This is a genomic window from Streptomyces sp. NPDC030799 (genome assembly GCF_055572255.1).
In genome coordinates this window covers 136,286-160,799 of record NZ_JBVIDS010000011.1, presented here as the reverse complement: position 1 = coordinate 160,799, position 24,514 = coordinate 136,286, and the positions used below count along the sequence as shown (strand labels likewise).

24 protein-coding genes and 4 pseudogenes are annotated in these 24,514 nt (G+C 72.2%); 10 read left to right on the top strand and 18 right to left on the bottom strand.

Features of this window, described 5'->3' with window-relative positions; all coding sequences use genetic code 11:
• Window positions 1–5 precede the first annotated feature (5 nt).
• From ACZ41I_RS26790 to ACZ41I_RS26780, 3 genes are read right to left on the bottom strand one after another with little or no spacing between them, the layout of a single operon-like run.
• Complete coding sequence (locus tag ACZ41I_RS26790; RefSeq protein WP_468318107.1) at window positions 6–995, bottom strand: Acg family FMN-binding oxidoreductase; 990 nt, start codon at window positions 993–995, stop codon at window positions 6–8.
• Window positions 996–1,025: 30 nt separating this feature from the next.
• Window positions 1,026–1,904: a universal stress protein gene (locus ACZ41I_RS26785; RefSeq protein ID WP_468515224.1), complete on the bottom strand. Its 879-nt coding sequence runs from the start codon at window positions 1,902–1,904 to the stop codon at window positions 1,026–1,028.
• Window positions 1,888–2,175: a DUF1918 domain-containing protein gene (locus tag ACZ41I_RS26780; protein ID WP_468515223.1), complete on the bottom strand. Its 288-nt coding sequence runs from the start codon at window positions 2,173–2,175 to the stop codon at window positions 1,888–1,890. The genes ACZ41I_RS26785 and ACZ41I_RS26780 overlap by 17 nt, the downstream gene beginning before the upstream one ends.
• A gap of 334 nt (window positions 2,176–2,509) precedes the next feature.
• On the opposite strand from ACZ41I_RS26780, the gene ACZ41I_RS26775 reads away from it, so the two are divergent.
• Window positions 2,510–3,379 (top strand): CBS domain-containing protein, encoded by an 870-nt coding sequence (locus ACZ41I_RS26775; protein WP_468515222.1) that lies wholly within the window; start codon window positions 2,510–2,512, stop codon window positions 3,377–3,379.
• A gap of 194 nt (window positions 3,380–3,573) precedes the next feature.
• On the opposite strand, the gene ACZ41I_RS26770 is transcribed toward ACZ41I_RS26775, so the two are convergent.
• Window positions 3,574–4,227, bottom strand: coding sequence for a CBS domain-containing protein (locus ACZ41I_RS26770; RefSeq protein WP_468318119.1), 654 nt, complete (start codon window positions 4,225–4,227; stop codon window positions 3,574–3,576).
• 238 nt (window positions 4,228–4,465) lie between these two features.
• Here ACZ41I_RS26770 and ACZ41I_RS26765 point away from each other — a divergent pair, with 238 nt between their 5' ends.
• Both ACZ41I_RS26765 and ACZ41I_RS26760 read left to right on the top strand, forming a co-directional pair.
• On the top strand, window positions 4,466–5,371 hold the full coding sequence (locus tag ACZ41I_RS26765) for a universal stress protein (RefSeq protein ID WP_468515221.1): 906 nt from the start codon (window positions 4,466–4,468) through the stop codon (window positions 5,369–5,371).
• Window positions 5,372–5,396: 25 nt separating this feature from the next.
• Entirely contained in the window at window positions 5,397–6,305 is a 909-nt protein-coding gene (locus ACZ41I_RS26760; RefSeq protein ID WP_468515220.1) for a universal stress protein, read from the top strand.
• A 251-nt stretch (window positions 6,306–6,556) separates the two neighbouring features.
• On the opposite strand, the pseudogene ACZ41I_RS26755 reads toward ACZ41I_RS26760, so the two are convergent.
• The 4 genes and pseudogenes from ACZ41I_RS26755 to ppdK form a co-directional block, all read right to left on the bottom strand.
• A pseudogene (locus ACZ41I_RS26755) lies at window positions 6,557–6,934 on the bottom strand (site-2 protease family protein); the annotation flags it as partial.
• A gap of 246 nt (window positions 6,935–7,180) precedes the next feature.
• Entirely contained in the window at window positions 7,181–7,768 is a 588-nt protein-coding gene (locus ACZ41I_RS26750) for an Rv1733c family protein (RefSeq protein ID WP_468515219.1), read from the bottom strand.
• Window positions 7,769–8,210: 442 nt separating this feature from the next.
• Entirely contained in the window at window positions 8,211–8,669 is a 459-nt protein-coding gene (locus ACZ41I_RS26745) for a pyridoxamine 5'-phosphate oxidase family protein (RefSeq protein ID WP_468515218.1), read from the bottom strand.
• Window positions 8,670–8,853: 184 nt separating this feature from the next.
• Window positions 8,854–11,272 (bottom strand): annotated as a pseudogene (gene ppdK, locus ACZ41I_RS26740) (pyruvate, phosphate dikinase).
• Between the two features lie 30 nt (window positions 11,273–11,302).
• On the opposite strand from ppdK, the gene ACZ41I_RS26735 reads away from it, so the two are divergent.
• On the top strand, window positions 11,303–12,148 hold the full coding sequence (locus ACZ41I_RS26735) for a CBS domain-containing protein (protein WP_468515217.1): 846 nt from the start codon (window positions 11,303–11,305) through the stop codon (window positions 12,146–12,148).
• 411 nt (window positions 12,149–12,559) lie between these two features.
• On the opposite strand, the gene ACZ41I_RS26730 is transcribed toward ACZ41I_RS26735, so the two are convergent.
• Together ACZ41I_RS26730 and ACZ41I_RS26725 are read right to left on the bottom strand one after the other, a co-directional pair.
• Window positions 12,560–13,213 carry a CBS domain-containing protein gene (locus ACZ41I_RS26730; RefSeq protein WP_468515216.1) on the bottom strand — a complete coding sequence of 218 codons (654 nt, stop codon included), beginning with the start codon at window positions 13,211–13,213 and terminating at the stop codon, window positions 12,560–12,562.
• A gap of 44 nt (window positions 13,214–13,257) precedes the next feature.
• Entirely contained in the window at window positions 13,258–13,716 is a 459-nt protein-coding gene (locus ACZ41I_RS26725; protein WP_468515215.1) for a cyclic nucleotide-binding domain-containing protein, read from the bottom strand.
• A gap of 548 nt (window positions 13,717–14,264) precedes the next feature.
• Here ACZ41I_RS26725 and ACZ41I_RS26720 point away from each other — a divergent pair.
• Entirely contained in the window at window positions 14,265–14,561 is a 297-nt protein-coding gene (locus ACZ41I_RS26720; RefSeq protein ID WP_468515214.1) for a hypothetical protein, read from the top strand.
• Window positions 14,562–14,664: 103 nt separating this feature from the next.
• Window positions 14,665–14,757 (top strand): annotated as a pseudogene (locus ACZ41I_RS26715) (IS5/IS1182 family transposase); the annotation flags it as partial.
• 261 nt (window positions 14,758–15,018) lie between these two features.
• Here the strand turns inward: ACZ41I_RS26715 and ACZ41I_RS26710 are convergent.
• The 5 genes and pseudogenes from ACZ41I_RS26710 to ACZ41I_RS26690 form a co-directional block, all read right to left on the bottom strand.
• On the bottom strand, window positions 15,019–15,984 hold the full coding sequence (locus ACZ41I_RS26710) for a pirin family protein (protein WP_363219721.1): 966 nt from the start codon (window positions 15,982–15,984) through the stop codon (window positions 15,019–15,021).
• A gap of 91 nt (window positions 15,985–16,075) precedes the next feature.
• Entirely contained in the window at window positions 16,076–16,417 is a 342-nt protein-coding gene (locus ACZ41I_RS26705; protein WP_468515213.1) for a hypothetical protein, read from the bottom strand.
• A pseudogene (locus ACZ41I_RS26700) lies at window positions 16,414–16,596 on the bottom strand (sigma-70 family RNA polymerase sigma factor); the annotation flags it as partial. The pseudogene ACZ41I_RS26700 and the gene ACZ41I_RS26705, both read right to left, overlap by 4 nt.
• Window positions 16,597–16,705: 109 nt before the next feature.
• Window positions 16,706–17,143, bottom strand: a complete 438-nt coding sequence (locus tag ACZ41I_RS26695; protein WP_468515212.1) for a hypothetical protein — start codon at window positions 17,141–17,143, stop codon at window positions 16,706–16,708.
• 147 nt (window positions 17,144–17,290) lie between these two features.
• Window positions 17,291–17,857 (bottom strand): GNAT family N-acetyltransferase, encoded by a 567-nt coding sequence (locus ACZ41I_RS26690; protein ID WP_468515350.1) that lies wholly within the window; start codon window positions 17,855–17,857, stop codon window positions 17,291–17,293.
• 84 nt (window positions 17,858–17,941) lie between these two features.
• On the opposite strand from ACZ41I_RS26690, the gene ACZ41I_RS26685 reads away from it, so the two are divergent.
• Window positions 17,942–18,598, top strand: coding sequence for a transmembrane-type terpene cyclase (locus ACZ41I_RS26685; protein ID WP_363219723.1), 657 nt, complete (start codon window positions 17,942–17,944; stop codon window positions 18,596–18,598).
• Window positions 18,599–18,883: 285 nt separating this feature from the next.
• Window positions 18,884–19,240: a cupin domain-containing protein gene (locus tag ACZ41I_RS26680; protein WP_363219724.1), complete on the top strand. Its 357-nt coding sequence runs from the start codon at window positions 18,884–18,886 to the stop codon at window positions 19,238–19,240.
• Between the two features lie 431 nt (window positions 19,241–19,671).
• Here ACZ41I_RS26680 and ACZ41I_RS26675 read toward each other — a convergent pair whose 3' ends face one another.
• The 3 genes from ACZ41I_RS26675 to ACZ41I_RS26665 are packed head-to-tail and all read right to left on the bottom strand — an operon-like array spanning window position 19,672 to window position 22,906.
• On the bottom strand, window positions 19,672–20,640 hold the full coding sequence (locus ACZ41I_RS26675) for a pyridoxal-phosphate dependent enzyme (protein ID WP_468515211.1): 969 nt from the start codon (window positions 20,638–20,640) through the stop codon (window positions 19,672–19,674).
• Window positions 20,641–20,699: 59 nt separating this feature from the next.
• Window positions 20,700–22,052, bottom strand: coding sequence for a VWA domain-containing protein (locus ACZ41I_RS26670; RefSeq protein ID WP_468318606.1), 1,353 nt, complete (start codon window positions 22,050–22,052; stop codon window positions 20,700–20,702).
• Window positions 22,049–22,906 carry an AAA family ATPase gene (locus ACZ41I_RS26665; RefSeq protein WP_363219362.1) on the bottom strand — a complete coding sequence of 286 codons (858 nt, stop codon included), beginning with the start codon at window positions 22,904–22,906 and terminating at the stop codon, window positions 22,049–22,051. The genes ACZ41I_RS26670 and ACZ41I_RS26665 overlap by 4 nt, the downstream gene beginning before the upstream one ends.
• 158 nt (window positions 22,907–23,064) lie before the next feature.
• Between ACZ41I_RS26665 and ACZ41I_RS26660 the strand changes: the two genes are divergently transcribed.
• Window positions 23,065–23,808 (top strand): ABC transporter permease, encoded by a 744-nt coding sequence (locus ACZ41I_RS26660; RefSeq protein WP_399775004.1) that lies wholly within the window; start codon window positions 23,065–23,067, stop codon window positions 23,806–23,808.
• A 28-nt stretch (window positions 23,809–23,836) separates the two neighbouring features.
• On the top strand, window positions 23,837–24,508 hold the full coding sequence (locus tag ACZ41I_RS26655; RefSeq protein WP_468515210.1) for an ABC transporter permease: 672 nt from the start codon (window positions 23,837–23,839) through the stop codon (window positions 24,506–24,508).
• The last annotated feature ends 6 nt before the right edge of the window (window positions 24,509–24,514 follow it).

Here is a 24,514-nt window from a genome sequence, read left to right as displayed (position 1 = left end):
CGGACTCAGAGAACGTCGAGCACTTCGGCCACCGCCCGCCGTGGGCTCGCGGGGCCTTCGGGGCCGTGACCGAGCCGGATGACCATCTGGACATGAGCCATCGCGGAGACGGGGTCGCGGACGGCCCACCGGATCTCGGGCCACTCCAGGGGCTGGGAAGTGACCGAGGCGACGAGCCCGTCCGTCGTGGCCTGGAGCAGGACCCGTTCCAGAGCCTGACCGGCCGACAACCAGTCCGCGGGCCCGTCGTGGGCCGTACCCAGCAGGGCGATGTTCGGTTCCCTCTCGAAGGGCGCCCAGCCGCGTTCGGGCACCGGACGACCGGCGGCGAAGTCACGCACGGGGACCGTGGTGTGGCGCTGCCGAGGACCGAAAGCCTCGGCGGCGATGCCGTCAACGGCCCCGGCGTTGCCGGAAGAGCCGGTATGCGCCCAGCGCGCCGTCTCCTCACGCACGTCCGGCGCCAGCGCCTCCCTGCCCTCGGCGTCCCGCACCAGCTCCAGGATCGACTGCACGTGCCATGCGCCGGGGAACAGCAGCTGTGCGCCCTCGGCGAGCGCAGCTTCCCGCAACGTCTCCTGCACGTCGAGGGGGAGCGTCTCCTCGCGGAAGGGGAAGCGGCTGGAGTGACGGCGCCGGATCGCAGGGCTCAGCCGGGCGAGCGCCCCGTCGGGGGTTCCCGTGCCGCACAGATGCGCCTCGGCGAGGAACTCCGGGCAGGCCGGGTCCGGGAGCAGCCGGACGACCGGCGCGAGCCCGGCTGCCGCGGCGGCCACGCGCAGGTTGAGCAGGGCGGCGCCGCACCCCACGTGCAGGCCGCGGTTCTCGGGGTCGGTTCGCGGAAGTGCCCGCTCCAGGTCCGCGTACAGCCGCAGGACACCGAGGTCCCGCAGGTAGCGGAAGGTCCAGGGCTGGGCGTTGTGCAGCGAGGGCGCCGCCGCGGCGTCCGCCACGAGTCCGGCGACGGTGTCCACGTCGAGAGGTTGTGCAGTCACGGCGGCTTCCCTTCGTGCCGGTCTGCCGGTTCACTCGCGGGTCGGTACGGCGATGACAGGGCACCGGGCGTGGTTCAGCACGCCTTGGCTGACCGAGCCCAGCAGCATGCCGGCGAAGCCTCCGCGGCCCCGGGTCCCCACCACCAGGCCCAGCGCGTGCGCCGAGGCGTCGGTGAGCACCTGGACGGGGTGCCCGACGAGCACTTCGTGGTGCAGGTCCACCTCGGGACAGCGGGCGTGGCGTCCGGCCACGATCTCGGAGAGGAGCCGTCGGCAGTCCTGCTGCGGCTGGTGCTCGTCGAAGACCCTCAGCGGTCCTGGCTCCCAGACGAGCAGGGCCCGCAGCCGGGCGCCGCGCAGGGCCGCCTCCTCGAACGCCACGTCGACCGCGGCGGCGGAGTGCTCGCTGCCGTCGACGCCGACGACGAAGTACGCCGGCTCCTCGGTGACGTGTTCCGGCTCGGGGACCACCACCAGGGGACAGCGCGTACGGGCCATGACCGGCAGAGCGACCGACGCGGAGCCGAACACCTCCTGCTTCCGGCTCAGGTGCCGCGATCCCAGCACGACGGCGGTGGCGTCGCGGCTCTGCTCCCGCAGCACCCACACCGGGTCGCCCTCCGCGAGCAGCGCGTCGACCTGGAGCTGCGGGTACCGGGCCGAGACGAAGGCCACGGCCTGCTCCAGCACCTGCTGGCCGGCCTTGTGCAGTGCCTCGTTCCATTCCTCCCACGACGGCGGGACTTCCTGCCTCCGGTAGCCCCTGGTGGGTACGCCCTCGACGTGGACGGCGCGCAACGGCAGCCGTCTGCGGACGGCCTCGTCGGCCGCCCAGGCCAGTGCCATCCGGTGGACGGGATCGGGATCGACACCCACCACGATCGGTCGGCGGTCACCGGGCCCGGACATGCCCGCCTCCGCTCACCAAGTGCCAGGCGTACGCATCAGGACCCGGGAAGTACAGGGTCACTCGTCCGTCCTCGGCCCACCGCACGTCGTAGGGCGGGCTGCCGTCCTGATGGTGGAGGCCGACGATCTCGCCGTCTCGCGCGACGACCCCGGCCGTGGTCCTCCGTACCACGATCTCGTCACCCGCGCGGGCGCGCATGGAGGCGCCGGTTGCCTCTGGGCCGGGGCGCGCGACGGCCTGCGCGTTCTTCGCTGGTGCGGGAGCGGACATCGCCTCACCTCCTCCCTGCGGTGGCGCGGAAGGATGCCGTCGCCACCTCCATGGAAGGCGTTGGCAGCGCATGCTGCCAGGGGCCAATGGTCCCCACCGGAGGTCCGCCGACCCTCCGCCGTCACGCGGCAGGTCAGTGTCCGCAGAACGAGAGCGCGCCGGAACGGTGACCGGCCATGTCCGACGGCGCGGTGCGGTGCCCAGGGCGTTCCCGGCCCACCCCGCACCGGACAGGGCCCTTACGTCGTTCCACCAGGGCCGTTCGGCTCTTGGCACGGGCGGCGAGAACGGGAGACTGGGACGGGAGGCGACTCGACAGAGTCAGGAGGCCGCTGTGAACGCGCACGAGAACCACCGCGCGGGGGCCGATGCCCGGCAGGGTGTCTCCGCACGTGCCTGGAGCCCGGGAGAAACGGCTCGACAGGACATGCTGCTCCGCTACCTGGGTGCGGTCGCCTCGGCCGCGGCCAAGCACTCCGGCAGTGCGGCCGAGCACGCGGACACCGAGGAGCGGGCACCGTCGACCGTGACGCCCACGCGCCGGCCAGGCCTCCCGCAGGAACCAGGTGTGCCACTGGTGCGGGACGTGATGGACGTGCCCGCCGCTTCCCTCTGCGAGGACCAGGCGTATCGCGACATCGCCCGGCTGCTGGCCCGCGAGCAGGTGGGCGCGCTCCCGGTCGTGGACACCGCTGACCATGTCGTCGGCGTGGTCTCCGAAGCCGATCTGCTGGCCAAGGTCGCGTTCGAGGCCTCCGGCCACCGGCCCGGACGCATCGGCAGACTGCGCGAACGCCGGGTGCACGACAAGGCCCGGGGCGAGACGGCCGCCGACCTGATGACGAGTCCCGCGATCACGGTACTGCCGGGCACGACGGTGGCCGAGGCCGCCTGGCTCGCCGCGTTGTCCCGGGTGAAGCGCATGCCCGTCACCGATCGCAACGGCCGACTCGTGGGCGTCGTGCGTCGTGACGCGTTGTTGCAGGCGCTGATCAGGGATGATTCCGGTATCCGGGCGGAAGTTCAGGCCACGCTCGAAGCCTGCTGCCCACCGGCTGACCGGGAGCGTGTGGCCGTCACCGTGCACGACGGGATCGTGGAGCTGACCGGGAGGCTGCCGTCGGCGACGATGGCCCGACTCGTGGCGGAGGTCGAGGGGATCGCCGACGTCATCGAGGTGAAGAACCTGCTCAGCGCCGACTGAGTTCGCCCGCTCTCATCCGATCACCGGGGAATCCGGCCTCCCGGCATGGTGGGAATCGTGCAGGTGGGGGTTTGGCTGGTCGAGGTGGGAGGCGAGGACGACCGCCTGGACCCGGCGCTGCACTCCGAGCTTCGCCGGCAGCCGTCACCGATCAGCTCGGGGGTCGGTCATGGCGACCCCACTATCGCCTCCGGTTACCGCCCAGCGGTGTGGTGAGCGAGGTCGAACTCCACGTCCACCACCCCTTCGATGGCCCTGATCAGCCGGGCTGCGACCGGCACGAGGGCGGTGTCGGAGAGCCGGCCGGTGAGTGTCACTACCCCGTCGTGCACCTCCACGTGGACGGCCGACGGCGGCGGGAAGAGGTACGAGGTGATCTCCCGCCGCACCTCCTCGGCGATGTCCTCGTCGTCGCGCAGGAAGACCTTGAGCAGATCGGCCCGGCTGACGACACCGGCCAGCAACCCTGTGTCGTCCACCACGGGCAGCCTCTTGACCCCTTCGTGCGCCATGATGCGCGCGGCCTCGGCAAGGGTGGCGCCGGCCCTGACCGTGACCGCGGGGGACGACATGAGGTCGTCGGCCGTGAGGGCGCCGGCCTTCGCCACGTCGACGGGCTGTCGCAGCTGGAGGTAGCCCGCGTCGGGGTCGTCCCGGAGCTCCTCCTTGGGCAGCAGGTCGGCTTCGGAGACCACGCCGACCACCCGGCCCTCGCCCTCGATCACGGGCAGGGCGCTGACCTGCCAGTCCTGCATCAGCTGCACGATCTCCTTGAAGGAGGCACGGCGGCCGACGGCGGCGACCGTCTGGCTCATCACGTCGCTGACGATGTGGCGGGTGCCGTACATGGTGACTCCGTAAGGGCCTCGATGAGGTGTCCGCTCCTTCCAGGGTGTGCCGGGGGCAGCGGCAGTGCCAGGGGCCGCACGGCCCTCGGACGGGCCCGTGCGGCTTCCGGGCCGCAAGAGGGGCGCTTCCGAGCCGTAGAGGGTCGGGCGGGCCATGATGGGGCCGTGTGGCCCCTGATCCCCTCGGCACCGCGGCGCCACGCTGGTGTAGGAACCCTCGCCGTGGGAGGTGGAGACCATGTCCCGCACCGTCACCGTAGGTGTCGACGACTCGCCCGAGAGCCGGGCCGCGGCCGAGTGGGCGGCGCGAGAAGCACTGCTGCGCTGCCTGCCCCTCAAGATCATGTACGTCTCCGAGCCGACACCCAGGTTCGTGGCCCGGACTCCGCTGCTGGATCCCGACGCCTACCGGCACTGGGCAGAGCAGGTGACGAGCGAGTCCGCGGACGGCATCCGGCTTCGCCACCCGGGCATCGAGGTGATCACCGAGCAGCTGACCGGGACCCCGGCCGACGTCCTGTGCGAGGCGGCGGGCTTTGCCGAGTTGCTGGTCCTGGGCTCGCGGGCCCTCGGTGGACTGGAGGGGTTCATGGTGGGCTCGGTGAGCCTGGGCGTGGTCGCCCGCGCCGAACGGCCGGTGGTGCTGGTGCGGGCGGAAGAGCAGGCCGCCGACGAGCACGAGATGGATCCGGCGGGCGTGCCGTCCGCTGCGGCGCCCTTCCGGCCCGTCGTACTGGGGCTCGACACCGACCAAGCGGACGACACCTTGCTGGAGTTCGCCTTCGACGCCGCCGCGCGGCGGAAAGCCACCCTTCGGGTCGTCCACGCCTGGCCCGAGCCGCCGACCTCCTTCTACCGCTTCGCCGGCGACGCCGAACTCTACGACACCCTCGAACGCGGACAGGCCACTCTCCTGAGCAAGGTGCTGCATCCCTGGCGCCAGCGGTTCCCCGACGTCGAGGTGATCGAGGCGAGCCAGTGCGGAAGCGCCGCGCAGGTTCTCGTCAACGACTCCCGTGACGCCTCCCTGGTGGTCGTCGGCCGACGCATCCGCACCAGGTCGTTCGGCGCCCGCATCGGCCATGTCGCCCACTCCGCCCTGCACCACATCGCCGCTCCCGTCGCGGTCGTCGCACACGGCTGACCTCCGCTCCGGGGAAGGGGAAGCCATGAGTGCATCAGCCGCACATGCCGACGGGGCGCCTCTGGATCAGCCCGTGGTCGTCGGCGTCGACGGCTCCGAGTCGAGCCTGCGCGCCGTGGACTGGGCTGCCGACGAGGCCGCCCTGCGCGGGGCGTCGCTCCGGCTGGTGTACGCCTCGCTCTGGGAGCGCTACGAGGGTGCTTCCATGGCCGCCGATCTCGGCAAGCCGTCCGAAGAGGTGATGGCCGAGGACATCGTCCGGACCGCCGAGCGGCGGGCCCGTCACCGGCAACCAGGCGTGAAGGTCACCACCGATGTGCTGCCCGAAGAACCGGAGTACGGCCTGGTACGCGAGAGCCGCAGCGCCCTCGCGATGGTGCTGGGCTGCCGTGGCCGCAGCGGGGTGACGGCGGCCCTCCTCGGCTCGGTCGGTGTCACCGTCGCGGGACACGCCCACTGCCCGGTGATCGTGCTCCGAGGAAGCCACGACAACCAGGCATGCACAGGGACACACGGCCGCATCGTTCTCGGGGCGGGAGAGAAGGCGGCGGGTTCGGCCGCGGCACGATTCGCGATCGAGGAGGCCTTGCTGCGCCGGGTCCCGGTGGAAGCCGTACGCGCTTGGCGCAGACCACTGCACGAGCCGGCCGCACATCCCCTGATGGTCGGCGGACCCGCCGACCTGGAGGAGGCGCGGGCGGCGGAACTGGTGGGAGGGGCGCTGCGGGACGCCCCGGCCGAGTTGGAGGTACAGCGGCGTACGGTCGAGGGTTACGCACGGGACGCCCTGATCGCGGTGTCCCGCGAGGCCGACCTGCTCGTCGTCGGTGCCCGACGACGCCCTGGCCACTTCGGGCTCCGACTCGGCCGAGTCGCCCACGGCGTGCTGCACCATGCGGCCTGCCCGGTGGCGGTCGTACCGGAGTCCGTCTGAGCCCGGGCCGGGAACCGGCCACCGAGCCGTCGGCCGCCGGCACCCCGCCGGACCGGGACACCGCCCGGCACACTCCGCAGCTCGGCCTGGCGAGCCTCCGTGGTCGCCGCACCGATCAGGAACCAGCCGATCAGCGCGGGCCACAGGCCGGACAGACCGTGCCCGAACCACACTGCCGCGAACCCGGTCAGCACCATGAACCAGCCCAGTCCCCGGCCCGCAGCCGACGCCCCGCGCGTGGCCCGCAGCCGGTCGCCGGTGCGGTGCCACAGGTACGCCCGCAGCAGCCGTCCCCCGTCGAGCGGGGCGGCCGGCAGCGCGTTGAAGACGGCCAGCATGACGTTGATCGCGGACAGCCATACGACCGCCTCGACGACGTGCCCGGACGCGTGCGTGTGCAGCCCGGCGGCGATGCCGGCGAAGACACCACCGGCGAGCAGACTGGTGAGCGGACCCACGGCGGCGATGCGCAGCTCGGCGCCCGGAGTGGGTGCCGCACTGTGCAGGCGAGCGGCGCCGCCCAGCATCCACAGGGTGATGCCGTCGACCTGCACGCCGTTGCGGCGGGCGACCACGGCGTGCGCCAGCTCGTGCGCCAGCAGCGAGGCGAGGAAGACGATCGCCGCCACCAGCGCCAGAGCCCAGTAGAGCAGGGCGGAGTGGCCGGGGTGGGCGGACGGGAGCTCACTGTGCGCAAGTAGCGACGGTCACCAGGGCGACGAAGACCAGGACACTCCACTTCAGGCCGACCGCACACCGGCGATCCGGCCGAGGGGCAGCGTCACGTCCATGACCCTCGCCTCGATCCCGAGTCGCGCGCCGAGGACTCGCTGTGTCCGGTCAGCAGGCCCGATGCGGGCCTTTGGCGCTGCGGATCAGCCCATCCTGGGGTCCCACCGCGGTCCCACCAGATCCCACTCCTGGTCCCAATGGGCCATGCGGCGCCGGTCGAGCCGCGCTCGCGCGACGGCGCCCGCGCCGAAGGCCGGGGCTGCCACGGCGAGGGCCGCCGCGGCGCCGAAGAGCGCGGCTTCGACATGACCCTCGCCCCGGCCTGTCGGCTGCGACGGACTGAGCCGGCCCCGGTCGTCCTGCCACACCGTCACACGAGCCCCGGCCTTCAGGCCGCCGTCCACCAGCGTGTGCCCGGTGCGAGCGGAGCCGTCGGGGGCCTTCCAGCGCACCGATCCCTGGACACGGCCGTCGGTCGACCAGTCCGCGGTGACGCCGTGCCGAGCGTCGGCGAGCAAGACAGCGCTGACGGGATGCCGGTGGGTGCGCTGCTGCGCGAACTCGTGCTCGGCGCTGCGGTCCGTGACGAGTGCGGCAACGCCGCCACAGACCACCACGACCAGCCAGACTGCCAGGACGATCCAGGCCTCGATGACGTCCTCGCGCCGCCGCAGTGGACTGCTCCGCCATCGCCACAGCCGCTTGCCGCTGCTCATAACGGGCACCTCCACGCCGCGATGACTCCTTCGACGGTGACTCCGCAGGTGCGGCTTTCACAGAGGCCGAGGGACCCTCCTGCCGGGCCACCCGGGCCCGGTCCCCGAGCCACGGGGGCCCATTGGTCCCCATGGGCGATGTCCGCAAGAGGGACGCGGGGAAGCGGACGCGACCCGGCGCGGCGCCGAAGCCCCACCGCCCCGGTGCGAGCCGTTCAGAACCGCCCGGCCGGGGCCGAGGGCCGGACGGCCCAAACGCAGGGTTCCGCGCACCGCACAGGCCGAAGGCGACCGCGCGAGCGGCGAGAGACCCGCGAAGTCAGCGCTTGTAGCGGACAAGGCGCGCAACGAGTCCTGGGCGGGAGGCGACCGCGCGGCGCGGGGGCGCGTCGATCCCGGCACTCTGGGACAGGACGTCGGATCACTGGGTCAGCGATTGCTGCGACAGCCCGGCGGCTCAACCGGGTGCCGTCCTGGTCTCGCTCGACTCCGTCAGGCGGACACCCGCAACCAGTTCGGGGCGGATGCGCACCGCTTGGTCCATGCCTTCGATGGGTGCCCAGGGCTGCAACAACTCCCGGATGCGGTCGAGTTCGACCGGGTCGGTGACGAGTTGGGCGTAACCTGTGACAACGACGCTCCAGCCGAGGTGGGTGTCCGGGTCGATGACGTCTGCCTCGTAGGCGACGACCACGCCTGTGGCGTCGGCCTCCTCGGCGTGGGACGTCAGAGCCGCGCCTTCGTGGGTGCGGATGACGATGTCCCCACTGTCCAGGGCGTGGTTGACCGGGCGGACCGTGGGCAGGGCCTGCCTGGTGAACACGATCCTCCCCAGCGACACGCTGCCCAGCAACCGCAGCGCCTCGGCAGGGTCCAAGTCGATGCGCCGGTTCGTGGGAGACTGGTTGCGGGTCATGCGCTGCTTCTTCTGCAGGTGAGTAACTGTTCCTCGACCGAATCCGGTTGGCCCGTGCACGGTCGGGTGCGACGAGGGTGGAGCGACATCCCGAAGGACCGTCGCCACTCCTGCTCTCACCGTCGTCCCTGACGCACCTGCTCTCCAGTGCCATTCGGGTCGAGCAAGGGGCCGGACGTCCCTCTCACCTGCTGTCACTCGCGTCCACGCCGGTCAGCGCCGCCCGGCCGCTCTCCAGACGTGCCACCGGAACCCGGAACGGCGAGCAGGAGACGTAGTCCAGGCCTGTGGCGTGGAAGAAGTGGATCGATTCCGGGTCACCGCCGTGCTCGCCGCAGACACCTGTCTCCAGAGCCGGGCGTGCCGCGCGCCCCTCTTCGACCGCGATCCGGACCAGTCGGCCCACACCCTCGCGGTCGAGTGTCTCGAACGGTGAGGTGGCGAAGACGCCCTTGTCGAGATAGGCGGAGAAGAACGCGGCCTCCACGTCGTCGCGGGAGAAGCCCCAGGTGGTCTGGGTGAGGTCGTTGGTGCCGAAGGAGAAGAACTCCGCCTCCTCGGCGATACGGCCTGCCGTGAGCGCGGCTCGGGGCAACTCGATCATGGTGCCGACCGGACACGGGACGGGGACGCCGGTCTCCTCGCCGACCTCCGCCAGGACTCGCATGACCTCTTCGCGGGCGAGCCGGAGTTCCTCGACGGCGCCGACCAGCGGCACCATGATCTCCGCCCGTGGAGACCCGCCCGCGCGGGTGCGCTCGACGACCGCCTCGGCGATCGCCCGCACCTGCATGGCGACCAGTCCCGGAATCAGCAGCCCCAGCCGCACGCCCCGCAGGCCGAGCATCGGGTTCTCCTCGTGCATCCGGTTCACTGCCTTGAGCAACTCCACGTCGTGTGCGTCCGGTTGTTCGCCGACGGCCTCGGCCGCGGTGATGCGCACCGCAAGAGCGGTGCGGTCGGGCAGGAACTCGTGCAGCGGCGGGTCGAGAAGCCGGATGGTGACCGGCAGTCCGTCCATCGCCTGCAGGAGGCCTGTGAAGTCCTTCCGCTGCAGCGGCAGTAGAGCTGCCAGCGCCCGGTCGCGACCCGTCTCCGTGCGGGCCAGGATCATGTCCTCCACCAGCTTGCGCCGTTCACCGAGGAACATGTGCTCGGTACGGCACAGCCCGATGCCCCGCGCCCCGAAGCGCCGGGCGCGCGCCGCGTCCTCGGGGGTGTCGGCGTTGGCCCGAACCTCCAGCCTCCGTACGGAGTCGGCCTGATCCAGGGCCCGGCCCACCGCGCAGACCACGCTGTCGGCCTGCTCGCCGCTCTCCAAGTAGCGCATGGTCGCGGAAGCGACCAAGGGGACCGGCCCCAAGTACACGACACCGGCGGAGCCGTCCACCGAAATGACGGTGCCCTCTTCCATCACGGTGCCGTCCCGAGTGGTGAAGCGCCGTGCCTCGCCGTCGACGGCGATGTCCTGGGCGCCGCACACGCACACCTTGCCCATACCGCGGGCGACGACGGGCATGGCTGGTCTTGCCGCCCCGGCCGGTCAGCACCGCCTGCGCGGCGACCATGCCGGGCAGGTCGTCGGGAGTGGTCTCCTCGCGGACGAGGACCACCTTCTCACCTGCGGCGGCACGCCGTACGGCCTCCGCCGAATCGAACACCGCCGCGCCCACCGCGGCCCCCGGCGAGGCCGGCACGCCATGGGCGAGCGGCTCACCGGTGGCGGCGCTGTCGAAACGGGGGAACATGAGCCGTGCGAGCCCGTCGCCGCTCACCCGCGCCAGGCCCTCGTCCGCGCTGATGAGTCCCTCCTCCACCAGCTCGGCGGCGATGGCGAACGCCGCTTCGGCCGTGCGCTTGCCCACCCGCGTCTGCAACATCCACAGCGTCCCGCGCTCGATGGTGAACTCGATGTCGCACAGGTCGCGGTAGTGCCGCTCCAACGTCTGCGCGTGATCGCGCAGCCGCCGGTAGGAGACCGGGTCGAGGTGTTCCAGCTCGGCCAGCGGTACGGCGTCCCGTACGCCGGAGACCACGTCCTCGCCCTGGGCGTTGGGCAGGTAGTCGCCGTACAGGCCCGGGCGCCCAGTGGCCGGGTCGCGGGTGAAGGCGACGCCGCTGCCGGAGTCAGGACCGAGGTTGCCGAACACCATGCGCTGCACGGTGACGGCGGTCCCGAGGTCGTCCGGGATGTGCTCGCGGCGCCGGTACAGTCGGGCCCGCTCGGCGTTCCAGGACCGGAAGACCGCGAGGATCGCCTCGTGCAGTTGCTCGGCCGGGGACTGCGGGAAGTCTCGGCCTGCCTCGTCGCGGATCAGCCGCTTGTAGGTTTCCACGAGCCAGGCCAGGTCACCCGCGTCAAGACGAAGGTCGTCGGAAGCGTCGCGAGCCGCTTTCAGCAAAGTCATGACCTCGTCGACAGGGCGGAGTCGACGCCCATCACAGTGGTGCCGTACATCTGGACGAGCCGCCGGCAGGACGATGAACCCCGGCGGCACCGGCAGGCCCAGCCGACTCATCTCGGCCAGGTTCGCGCCCTTGCCGCCGAGCAGGCCGGCCATGTCGCGGCCCCCGTTCTGGAAGTCGTACACATAGCGGACCATGACGCCACTCCTCGGCTCCGCGATCATCCGATGTCCTTCCAGCCTGCGACGGCAGCGGGGCACCCGGGAGGTGCCCTCGGTCCCGTCAGGCGGGCCGATCGGCCCATGCGCTGGGACGCCGCGGCGACGCAGGCTGGTGGTGTCGTGGTACGACACCGAGCCCTGGAGGACGCCATGACCGGCACTCCCCCCGTCGTGAACGACGTGATGACCCGCAGGGTCGTCGCCCTGCGCACCGGGGCGGCGTTCAAGGACATCGTGCGGACCATACAGGAGTGGCGGGTCAGTGCCCTACCGGTCCTGGACGACGGCGGACGTGTTGTCGGCGTGGTCTCCGAGGCCGACCTGCTGCCCAAGGAGGAGTTCAGCGAGCGCGATCTCAGCCGGTACGGGCAGGTCCGGCGTTCAGTCGACGTCCACAATGCGGACGCGGTCACCGCCGCGGAGCTGATGACCACTCCCGCCATCACCGTCGCGCCCGACTCCACCCTCGCCCATGCCGCGCGCGTGATGGCGCGCAGCAGGGTGAAGAGGCTTCCGGTGGTCGGCCGCAACGGAACACTGAAGGGCATCGTGAGCCGGTCCGACCTGCTGAAGATTTTTCTGCGAGACGATGCGGACATCGCCGAGGACGTCCGGCGCGAGGTCGGCGCCCGGCTCTTTGGCACGCACGCGCAAGGCGTCCGGGTCGAGGTGCAGGACGGTGTGGTGACGCTTACCGGCCGGATCCCCGAAACGGCTCTGATACCGCTCGCCACCCACCTCGCCCGGACCGTGGCCGGTGTGGTGGATGTGCACTGCGCGCTGACCGGACCGCCCCGCCATCCGGATCTCGACCCGGACCTGCCGGAATCACGGCGGTCGGCCCCTGCCTGACGACCGTAGGAGGCGGGACGAGAGGTGGCGCGTACCGATGACCGGGACACCTCCCACGACCGGGACCGGGGTGTGGCGCCGGCGGCGGAACCCGATCAGGCGCCACAGCGACGTCGTCGAGGCCTGGCTCGTGCTCCTCATCTGGGCCGTCGCTCTCCTCGGCGGAGTCTCCGCCGCCCAGCGGCGCGGAGGCGACGCTGCAGGTGGTTCTGACCGGTGCCCTCGTGGCACCGCTGGCCGGTGCGACGGTCTGGGCCGGAGGGCGGCTGATCCGTGAACGGCTCCTGCGGCGCCGCTTGGCCGAATGGGATCAGGAATGGAAGCGGATCGGTCCCGAGTGGCGGAATCGGAGCAGGGGCAAGGGGTGGCGTCGACGGCTGTCGCTGACTCCCAATGCCACTGAGGGAGGGGTCATACCGCGTCGGCGGCGGTGAGACGGCAGTCCACCCCCACGACGCCTTCCACGCCCCGGACCAGGCGCGTGGCCAGGTCGACCTGAGCAGAATCCCCGACGCGCCCGGTCAGGGTCGCGACGCCGTCGGTGACCATCACGTGTATGGGCTCGATCGGCGCCGGGAAGAGGACGTCGACGATGTCACGGCGGATCTCGTCGGCGAGTTCGTTGTCCGGGCGAAGGAACACCTTCAGCAGGTCACCGCGACTGACCACACCTTCGAGGACGCCCTCGGAGCTCACCACGGGCAGCCGTTTGACGTGCCGCAGAGCCATGATGCGGGCCGCTTCGGCGAGTGTCGCGTCCGCGTGGACGGTGACGGCCGGCGTGCTCATCAGCTCCTCGGCGCAGACTGCCCCGGCCTTGGCGAGGTCGGGCAGCCGGCGCAGCTGGGTGAACCGGTCCGGATCGCTGTCCCGGAACTCCTCCTTGGGCAGCAGATCGGCCTCGGACACCACCCCGATCACCCGGCCGTCGCCCTCCAGCACCGGCAGGGCGCTGACCTGCCACTGTTCCATGCGCTCGACGATGTCCTTGAACAGAGCCTTGCGGCCCACCGCGACGGCGGCGCGCGTCATCACGTCGCCCACCCGGTGCGGGCTGCTGTCCATGCTCTCCTCCTCGAATTCCACGGCGGGGCCGGGCGCCCGGGCGGTTACGTCAGGCCTCCGCTGCCGTACGGGGCGTAGAGGTCGAGCAGTCGGACACGCGAGGCGTGCAGCCGCTGAGCGACCACGCGTCCCACCCACACCGCTACGGCCCGCCCGAACTCGGCGTCGGCGGCGCACATCGCGCGCACCGCCTCGGCATCGAACTCCCAGCCCCGTACCGGGCTCATCGCCTCGGCCCCGAGGTGCCAGATGTGCGGCGGGAAGTGCCAGGACCAGCCCACCAGCTCGCCGTGTCCAAGCGTCTCGATGACGGCGGGGCGCCGACCGGGCACGTGCAGGTCGAGGGCGACGGTGCCGGTGCGCACGATCCAGAAGCGGTCGGCCCGGTGGCCCTCCTCGAACAGGCGGGTCCCGGCCGGGAAGGAGGCCTCATGGGCGAGGCCCATCAGCCGTTCGCGGTGCACAGGCTCAAGAGCCGTGGTCATGGTGGTCGCGGAGGTCATCGCACCGGCTCCCTTCATGGGCTGCTGATCCCAGCGTGCGCGCCCTTGCGTACGCGCGCCACGGGCCGCCCGGACCCGGCCCGGGTTCTTCGGCCCATACGCTGGACCAGCTGCTCCCGCACGCTGGTCATGGCAGGGCTGGACGGGAAGGGCCACCCGCTTCTCGAGGGTCCGGATCGCGCGGTGCACGGCTGCCGGCCGCTTCTCCGCATCCCAAATTCCCTCACCCACCCGGGGCTGCCCGCGGACCTGTCGGCATGGGAGCTTCCCCGGCTGGGCCCAGCGGCCCAAGGAACGCTGCGATCTGCTCATGAACCAGGGCCGAACGGCCCTCGCCGAGCAGTCGTCCAGGTACAAGGCTTGAATCAGCGGCGAAGCCGCGACACGGGGCGCGCCCCGTCCGGCAGGACCCCTACCGGGGTCGTGATCACAGCACTTATCCGTTGCAGCGCCTGAGTCCGCGCCGCACATGCAACCTCCTTTCGGCGCGGCCATCGTCCTCGCACCTCCTTCGTTGCGCGAGGCACAGGATGGAAAGGAATCACCCCATGCGAGCACAACGCACCAAGCGCCTCTTCGCGGTTTCCGCGGCAGGCGTTCTGATGGCCGGCGGCGCCGCGATCGGCATGGCCGGGACCGCTACGGCGACCACCCCGGCGCACGCCACCTCGTACTCCCACCACTTCAACGGCGACTGCGATGACTGGTGGGACAACGGGTGCGGCAACTATGGCGACCACGGCGGATACGACCACGGTGGCGGTTACGGTGGCGATCACGGTGGCGACCATGGTGGCGGCTACGGCGGCGACCATGGTGGCGGCGGTCATGGCGGCGGCCACTGATCCGATCCAGCGAGAGGGCGGTGTGCAACTTCGTTGTCGGAGTCGCACACCGTCGGCGCTTTCAGAAGATGAGTACCGCAGACATGGCCCGTCGGTCGCCGAGTCCGCCGCATTCGTCACCATTCGCGCGCTGATCCGGCAGGCCAGAAACTTCTATCGATGGCCGCATCGCCCAACGGCACGCTGCCTGAGATGAGCCCTATCCCCGGTCGGTTTTGGTCATCACCGTCGACTTCCGGTGCTGGTTCCGTGCTGACTTCCGTGGTCAGAATTACAGAAAGCCGCAGGGCCTAGCCCGATCGAATGAGTTATTGACCCCTCATGGTGGTGCCAACGGGGCTGGCGACAGGGGAGGTTCGCTGGGGGTGGTGGGGTCGTTTCTCGGGATGCCATGTTCGCCGCCGGGATCGGACGGTGGTGCCCCTCCATCTGAAGCCGTTGGGTTCCCACAGCCAGGTCAGCGCACCCTTCCGCGTGGTTTCAACGGCACCGGCGGCAGCTCGGGTGCGGGCAGCGGAGCGCCGTCGTAGCCCTTCACCTCGCCGAACCGGGTCCCCTTCACCCAGTCCTCACGGGCCTGTTCGATCTCCGCCTGGGTGCGGGCGACGAAGTTCCACCACATGATCAGCTCCTCCGCGAACGGCTCGCCGCCCAGGAGCATGATTCCGGCGTCCGACTCGGCGCGCAGCGGCAGTTCGGAGCGGCCGCAGCCGAGGTACAGCATCGAGCCGGGCAGCACCGGCACGCCGTCCACATGAACCTCGCCGGACATGGCCAGGACGCCGTACTCGAAGTCGGGCTCCAGGGGCAGGCGTACGTCGGCGCCCCGGGTGAGGGCGAGATCCGCGCCGACGATCGGGGTGTACGTCGTACCGGGCGAGGCGGACCCGTCGAGGTCGCCGAGGATCACCGTGGCGGTCAGGCCGGGCGCGGTGACCGTGGGCAGGTCCGGGTGGTACTCGAACTTCGGGTCGGTCCGGCGGTGTTCGTCGGGCAGCGCGACCCACAGCTGGGCGCCGTGCAGGAAGCGGGCGTGCGGGCGCGGGCTCTCCTCGGAGTGGCTGATCGCGCGGCCCGAGGTCATCAGGCCCAGCTGCCGCGGCCCGATCGTCTGCAGGCTGCCCGTCGAGTCACGGTGCAGCACCTCGCCCTCGTGCAGCCAGCTCACCGTCTGCAGCCCGATGTGCGGATGCGGCGGGACCTGCATACCGGGCTCGTCGGCGATGTCGTCCGGGCCGTAGTGGTCGACGAAGGCCCACGCGCCGATCATGCGACGCCCGAGGTTCGGCAGCAGCCGGCGCACCTCGGTCGACTCACCCAGCTTCACCTGCCGGGGGCTCAGCAGTTCGCGGACGGGCTCGGCGACGACGAATCCGCGACCGCCGCAGACACTGGGCACGGGTGCGCGGTCAAGATTGCTCATGCCGCCCAACTTAGCGGGGCGGGCGTCCTACCGGTGGGTGCGGAAACGCGGATTTTCCTTGGTTGAGCCAATCAATCGACTTATGGCGAGGTCACGGGTGCGGCGCGCTCGGGGACGGCGCGGGCGCGGACGTGGTGACCGCGCTCGGCACCGGGGACGGTGTGCCGACCGTGGGACGCGGGACGTGGGCCGGCTCGGTCGGACGGGAAGGACCGCCGCGCGTGGCGAAGAACAGCAGCGCGGCCACGGCGGCCGGCGCCAGGGCGCCCAGCACGGCCCGGCGCAGCAGCACGCGGCGGAGCCGGGGCGCCGGCGTCGGCGGGCGCAGGGGGCGCAGGTCGGCGGGACCGACGGAGTGGGCACGTGCGGCCGGCGCGGCCCGCAGCCGTTCCTCGACCGGCGTCCGCACGGTACCGGCACCGGACTCGTTCATCGCAGCCCCTCCAGACGTCGGCCGAGTGCGTCCAGAGCCCTGCTGGCGGTGGACTTGACGGCGCCCCGCGACAGGCCGAGCGTCGCCGCGATCTCGGCCTCGCTCAGATGCGACCAGTAGCGCAGCACCAGGACCTCCCGCTGCCGCCGGGTCAGCGTGTGCAGAGCCGTCAGCACCTCGTCCGCAGGGCCGCCGCCGGTGGTGTGGCTGTCGTCATGGATCTCCCGGAACCGCAAGCGGGGTGCCGCCGAGCGCGGGCCACGCTTCCGGTCCCTGACTCGGTGGTGCTCAGTCGTGCTGCGGAACCGGCGCCGGTGCTGCGGGGCCGTGCTGCGGAACGTGCTCGTGCCGCATCGGTGCGGGCATGGGGCTCGGGGTCGCGGGTGCGGGCGAGGAGGGTACGGGGCTCGGCTGGGCGTGTGTCGGTGCCGGCACCGGGGTCGGAGTGCCCGGCACGGGGGAGGGGGTCGCGGTGTGGGGCGGTGTGGGTACGGGGGAGAGGGTTGCTGTGCGGACTGGCGATGGTGCGGTGGACGGGGGCGCGTGGTCGTTCGCCGGTGCCGGTGTGGGGGTGGCGCCGTTGTGGAGGGCGGTGTGGCTGCCGTCCTGGGCCGCCTGGGCGGTGATGGTGCCGGCGACGGCCAGGGCCGCGCCGATGGCGGAGACCCCCAGGGCGGCACGCAGCCTGCGGGCACGGCCGGGCCGGGATGCACGGTGTGCGGACATGGGTTCCTTCGGTCGTTCGGGATCGGGCATCTGGTCGAAGTGGAGGCCTCCACCCGGACAGACGTCCGACCCCGACCGAGGTTGCAGGCGACGAACGGGAACTTTCCCGGGCCGGTGGTCAGCCTGCGGTCGGGCCGCCCTTACCCCTCACCCGCCCGCGCCGCCGGCCCCACCCGTCCACTCCGGTGCCAGCACCGACCAGATCTCCTCGTCGTGCCGCTCGCCCCGGTAGGGGTAACTCTCCCGCAGCACGGCCTCCTTGCGCATGCCGAGCCGCCGGGCGACCGCGATGCTGGGCGCGTTTCCCGCCGACACCCACCACTCGACCCGGTGGATGCCGCGCTCCCTGATCGCCCAGTCGATGAGCAGCCGCGCGGCGCGGGTCACCAGACCCCGGCCCACCGCGGCCGGTTCCAGCCAGCAACCCGCCTCCGCCGTACCCTGCGCGACGTCCATCCGGCGCAGGATGACCGCTCCGACCAGTGTGCCGTCGAGTCGGATCCCCCGGATCAGCCCCGCGTCGGCCGCTTCCTTTCCGGCGTACGCCGTCAGGAACGACTGGGCGGCCGGCAGGTCCGTGACCACGTCCGGCAGGCCGTTGAACCGCCCGATGAACTCCCGGCCCCGGTTCACATGGGCGAGGAACTCCTCGGCCTGCCAGGGCTGGAGAGGACACAGCTCGGCGCCGTCGGAGCCGAGGGAGGTCGCGAACATGGTCACCCTTCGGATGATCGGGCGGGACATCTCTGCCACAGTAGTCACCGTTGCGCATCAAGTGGTCGGCAGACGGGGGTCTTCATGCACACACTGTTCCTGCTCGGCACGGGGGCGTTCTGGACGGCGACCTATGTGCTGCTGATCCGGACGGGGCTGCGGGAGCGTACGTTCGGGATGCCCGTGGTCGCCTTCGCCACCAACATCAGCTGGGAGTTCACGTTCGCGTTCGTGCGGCCCCCGACCGGGCTCGGGCACATCGTCAACATCGTATGGTTCTGCTTCGACCTGGCCGTCGGCTACACGCTCGTACGTTTCGGACGGGCCGAATTCCCTTACGTGCCCGAGCGGTTGTTCCTGCCTGCGCTCGCCGTGCTGATCGCCTTCGCCTATCCGGGCATGAACTACGCCTCGGAGCAGTTCGACGCCGGAGCCGGTGCCGTCACCGCGTTCGGCAGCAACCTGGCGATGTCCGGCATGTTCCTCGCGATGCTCGCCGCCCGCCGGGGCACCCGCGGCCAGTCCATGGGCATCGCGGTGACCAAGCTCCTCGGCACGGCCTGCGCCTCCCTGTCGATGCTCACCGACCCCGACTCGGTGCCCCGCCATGACAGCGCCCTCATGTACTACCTCTACGTCGGCTGCTTCCTGCTCGATCTCGCCTACGCCGCCGCCTTGTTCGCCGTACGCCGTCACGCCGAGCGAACGGCCTGCGGCACGGCCCCGGCGTGGGCGCGCTGACCGCCGGGGAGGTTCCCGCCGGGCTCACCCCGTGCGCCAGGACGGTTCCCGTGGCCCGGCGGCCCGGCGCCAGTGGCGGCGGGTGGCGGCGTGCGGCGGCATGCGGTGTCCTCGGTCTCGTACGGCCGACATCGTTGTCCGGTCCCGTGTGGCGTCGCACGGGCGCGAGGCCGACGATGGTGGCGTGGGGTACGGCCGCCGCCGCAGCGCCGGTGCCGTCCGAGGCCGCCGGGGGACGGTGGCCGGCCCCGGCCGCGGTGAGCGGCCGGAAGGGAGGACACCGTCATGCTGGAAGTGAAGACGGTCGAGAAGCCTGACGAACGGCGCGACTTCCCCCGCGGTCACCTCGAAGCTTTGCACCTGACCGGGCTCGACTTCGCCGTGGCCACCTTCGAACCCGGATGGCGCTGGTCGGAGTCCGTGGCTCCGCTCGCAGGCACCGACAGCTGCATGGTCCACCACAACGGCTATGTGCTGCGGGGGCGGATGCGCATCCGCATGGACGACGGCGGCGAGGCCGAGATAGGCCCCGGCGACGTGTTCGTGTGCCCGCCCGGGCACGACGCCTGGGTGGTGGGCGACGAACAGGTCGTGGTCTTCGACTTCGCCGGGACCATGGCGAAGGAGTACGCGAAGGGCTGACAGGGCGGGGCGGGCACGGCGGTCCGCCCGCTCGCGGAACCGGGTCGCACATGGTGTGACCCGGTCGCCGTGCCGGTGGCCCGGGCCGCATCCGCCGCCCCCGAAGAGGAGCCGCCGTCCGTCGTTGAGCCACCACCGGAGGAAGAGCGGCGCCGGTCGAAAGGCCGCCACGGGCGTGCGTCGTAGCACCGCCGTGCGGCTAGGCGCCACCCCTTTTTTTGCAGCGCCGCCCCTGCAAGGTGCCCTCGCCCCGCGAAGGTCTTCGGCTCCTTGCTCCGCGGAGGCCTCCGACCCCTCGCCCCGCAAACGTCTCCGACCCTTGCTCCTCGAAGGCCTGCTCCCTCGCCCCTCGATGGCTCTCACCCTTCGAAGGCCTCCCCCCTCACCCTGACCTGCCCCCTCACCTTGAGAAGACGACCCCGCCTCTCCCCTTAAAAGGCCCCTGCCCCCTCCTCCGCGAAGGCGACGGCGGCTGGGTGGCCGAACAGGCCGGGTAGGCCGCCGGTGTGGACGAATACCGTCTTCTCGCCCGGGCGGATCTCACCGTCGCGGACGGCCGCGTGGAGGCCGGCGAGGGCCCGGGCCGTGTAGACGGGGTCCAGGACCAGGCCCTCGGTGCGGGCGGCGAGCCGGAGCGCCTCGCTCGCCGGGCCGGTCAGCGTCGCGTACCCGGCACCCACCTGGTCCCGGCGCACCCGCAGCCCCTCGGCCGTGACCTCCTCCGTGGTGAGCGGCGCCGCGAACTCCGTCACGGCCGCCGCCGGGTCGGCCAGGGCGCCCACGTCGACGCCGAGCACCGCACCGGTGCCCAGGGCCGCGACCAGCCCGGCCATGGTGCCGCCCGAACCGAGCGCGACCACCACCGTCCGCAGCTCCGGCAGCTGCTCGTCCAGTTCCTCGCCGCAGCGCACATAGCCACGGGCGCCCAGCACTCCCGACCCGCCGAACGGGATCAGCGCGGTCCGGGCACCGCCGGCCCGCAGCCGCGCGCACACCTCGGCCGCCGCCGCGTCCAGCCCCGCCCGGTCCACCTCGCCCGCCCAGACGAGCCGCGCCCCGAACAGCCCGTCCAGCGCAAGGTTCCCGGAGTGCGAGGCGCCCGGTGTGCCGCGCAGTACGAGGACGGCGGACAGGCCCAGCCGGGCGGCCGCCGCGGCGGTCAGCCGGGCATGGTTGCTCTGCGGGGCACCCGTGGTCACGAGTGTGTCCGCGCCCTCGGCGAGGGCCGCGCCCACCGTCCACTCCAGCTTGCGGATCTTGTTCCCGCCGCCGCCCGGACCGGTCAGGTCGTCCCGCTTGATCCACAGGTCCCCGGGTCCGAGCCCGAGCGCGGCGGCCAGCCGGGGCGCCGGTTCGACGGGGGTGGGGAAAGTGCCGAGCGGTACGGGGGAGTGACTCATGGCGTACGCCCTTCGGTGCGGAGCGGGGATGCCGATCGCGGTCGTTCGGGACCAGTCGATCACACCGGCAGCAGGCGGGCGATCAGCGCGCTGAGCTGGCGGGCCGTACGGCACTCGTGCATCTCGACCAGGTCGGCGTAGGCGGGCGCGGCCGAGTCGCCGGTGCCCCACTGAGCGCTCGGCTCGGGGTTCAGCCAGTACACGCGGCGAGCCCGCCGGGCGACCTCGCGTACGGCGGCCAGGTTCGGGTCGCTCATGTTCGTCCGGGCGTCCCCGAGGACGAACACGGTCGTACGCGGGCCGACCGCGCCGCCGTACCGCTCGGTGAACTCGCCCAGCGCCACGCCGTAGTCGCTGCTGCCGTGCCAGCCGGTCAGCGTGGCCTCGGCGCGGATCCGGGCGCTCAGTCCGTCGGGGTCGGCGCGGCCGTGGCCGAGCAGGCCGGTCACCTCGTCGAGCCGGTTGACGAAGGCGAACACCCGGACCTTGCTGAACTGGTCGTGCAGCGCCTGCACCAGCAGCATCGTGAAGTCCGAGAAGCCGGACACCGAGCCGGACACATCGCAGAGCAGCACCAGTTCGGGGCGGACCGGGCGGCGCCGGCGCAGCACCGGCCGCATCGGCACGCCGCCCGTGGACAGCGAGGAGCGCAGGGTGCGGCGCAGGTCGACGGTACCGCGCGCGGCCCGGCGGCGGCGTGCGGCCAGCCGGGTGGCGAGCTTGCGTGCCAGCGGCTGCACCGCCCGGCGCAGTTCGGCCAGTTGGTCCCGGTTCGCGAACAGGAAGTCCACCCGGTCGGCGGTCGGTACGACACCGCGCCGGGCGATCTCGTCCCGCCCGCGCCGCTCGGCGACCCGGCGGCGGGCCTCCGCCCCGACCATCCGCCGGAAGGCCTCGATCCGGCGCCGGATCTCGTCGTCCAGCAACCGGTCCGCGAAGCCTGCGCCGCTCCCCTCGCGGCCCCGGACATCGGCCCGCACCCGGGCCAACAGCGTTTGCGGGCGCAGCCGGTCCAGGGTCTGGTACGCCGAGAAGCCGTCCGAGCCGGGTGAACTGCCGTATCCTCCCCAGCCGTCGACCGCCTCCGCCGCCAATCGGGCCATCTGCGCACGGTCGTCGGCCGCCAGCGCCTGCGCCAGGCGGTCGCGCAGCGCCTCACGGTCCCCGGATTCCCCGTCCGGACCGCCGACCCCGCGCGGGAAGTACAGGTCGAAGACCGGGTCGAACACCGCCCGCTGCCCGGGGCCGTGCAACAGCGTCGCGGCCAGCCCCTCGCGCAGCCGCTCCCGATCGGCCAGCCCCAGCGCCTCCACCGCGCGGGCCGCGTCCACCGTCTCGCCCGTGCCGATCCGCACCCCGTGCGCGCGCAGCGCCCCGACCAGCCCGGTGATCCGCTCGGCGACCGCGCTCACAGCGCGTCCAGGTCGAGCTTCGCCGCCGCCGTCTGTATGTCGTCCTGGTGCTTGAGGATCACCCCGAGACTGTCCCGTACGACCGTCTCGTCCAGCGTGTCGGCGCCCAGGGCCAGCAGGGTGCGCGCCCAGTCGATGGTCTCGGCGACGGACGGCGCCTTGCGCAGGTCCATCGCGCGCAGCGCCCCGACCACCCGGACCACCGACTCGGCCAGCGCCGCGCCGAGGCCCGGCACCTTCAGCCGTACGATCCGCCGCTCCAGCTCCTCTTCGGGGAAGCCGATGTGCAGGAACAGGCAGCGGCGGCGCAGCGCCTCGGACAGCTCCCGGCCGGCGTTGGAGGTGAGGACGACGAACGGGCGGCGGGTCGCGGTGACCGTGCCCAGCTCCGGGACGGTGATCTGGAAGTCGCTGAGCACCTCCAGCAGCAGGCCCTCCATCTCGACGTCGGCCTTGTCGGTCTCGTCGATCAGCAGCACGGTCGGCTCGTCGCCGCGGATGGCGGTGAGCAGCGGGCGGGGGAGCAGGAACTCCTCGCTGAAGATGTCGGTGCGGGTCTCGTCCCAGCTCTCGTCGCGGCCGGCGCTGATCCGCAGCAGCTGCTTGGCGTGGTTCCACTCGTACAGCGCCCGGGACTCGTCCACGCCTTCGTAGCACTGCAGCCGCACCAGCCGTGCCCCGGACACCTGGGCGACGGCCTTGGCCAGCTCGGTCTTGCCGACCCCGGCCGGGCCCTCCACCAGCAGCGGCTTGCCCAGCCGGTCGGCGAGGAACACGGTCGTGGCGACGGCGGGCGAGGCGAGGTAGCCGGTCTCGGCGAGGCGGGCGGAGACGTCGTCGACGGACGTGAACAACGGGGGCCTCCGGCGGGTCGGGAGCGGGGTCCGGTGCCCATATCTAAGCGCTTGTTCAGCGCTCTTGTCACCCGAAGCCCCAGCGGGGGCCGGCGGCCTCCCCCCATGTGGGCCAGCGCAACGTGCCGATCCGCTCGTCCACCCGGTCCAATGAAACCGTGACCGCGCCTTTGGACGACTGCCTCGCGCGCAACGAGTGGATCTGCGGCGCCTATCTGAGCACCCGCCGTCAGATCCTCCTCGACGCGGTCGTGCAGCACCTTCAGCTGACCGTCCTGTCGGTCCTGATCGGCCTGGTCATCGCCATGCCGCTCGCCGTGCTGGCGCGCCGCTGGAGCTGGGCGGCCGGCCCGGTCCTCGCCGCGACGACGATCCTCTACACCATCCCGTCACTCGCCATGTTCTCCCTGCTCCTGCCCCTGTACGGGCTCTCGGCCACCCTCGTCGTCGCCGGGCTCGTGCTGTACTCGCTCACCCTGCTCGTCCGGAACATCCTCGCCGGCCTGCGCGCGGTCCCCGAGGAGACCCGACAGGCCGCGCGCGGCCTCGGCTACGGCCCGATCCGCCTGCTGCTCACCGTGGAACTGCCCCTCGCCCTGCCCGCCGCGATGGCCGGCCTGCGCATCGCCACCGTCTCAGCGGTCTCCCTGGTCACGGTCGGCGCGATCGTCGGGTTCGGCGGCCTCGGCAACCTCATCTACGCCGGGATGAACACCTACTTCAAGGCCCAGGTCCTCACCGCGTCCGTGCTCTGTGTGCTGATCGCCGTCGCCGCCGACCTGCTCCTGCTGGGCGTGCAGTGGCTGATCACGCCGTGGGCCAGGACGGGCCGCGCACGCGTGCCTCCGCGGCGAGGGCGGGTGCCCATGAGGGCCACCGGGGCGAAGGCGGGCCGCTCATGAGGACCACCGGGGCGACGGCGGGCCGCGCATGAGCACGCTCACCGTGACCTGGGACTGGCTCGCCGACCCCGCGCACTGGTCCGGCGACGACGGCATCCGGCACCGGCTGCTCCAGCACCTGGTGCTCACCGTGGTCTGCCTGCTGCTCAGCTGCCTGATCGCGCTGCCCGTCGCCCTGGTCCTCGGCCACCTCGGCAAGGGCGGCGCGCTCGCCGTCAACATCTCCAACGTCGGCCGGGCCGTGCCCACCTTCGCCGTCCTGGTCCTGCTGCTCCTGACGCCGGTCGGCAGGTGGGGCGAGGGGCCCACGGTGGTGGCGCTGGTGCTGTTCGCCGTTCCACCGCTGCTCACCAACGCCTATGTCGGGATGCGCGAGGTCGACCGAGGGATCGTCCAGGCGGCCCGGGGCATGGGGATGACCGGACGGCAGATGCTGCTGCGTGTGGAGCTGCCGCTCGCGCTGCCCATGATCCTCAACGGGGTACGGATCGCCGCCGTCCAGCTGGTCGCCACCGCCACCATCGCCGCGCTCGCAGGGGGCGGCGGCCTCGGCCGGATCATCACCGCCGGCTTCAACCTCGCCAGCACGCCCCAGGTGGTCGCGGGCGCCCTGCTCGTCGCGGTCTTCGCACTGGTGGTCGAGGGCATGTTCGAGCTCGCCGAGAGACTGGCGCCGGTGCGGGCGAGGGGCGCCCGATGACCGGCC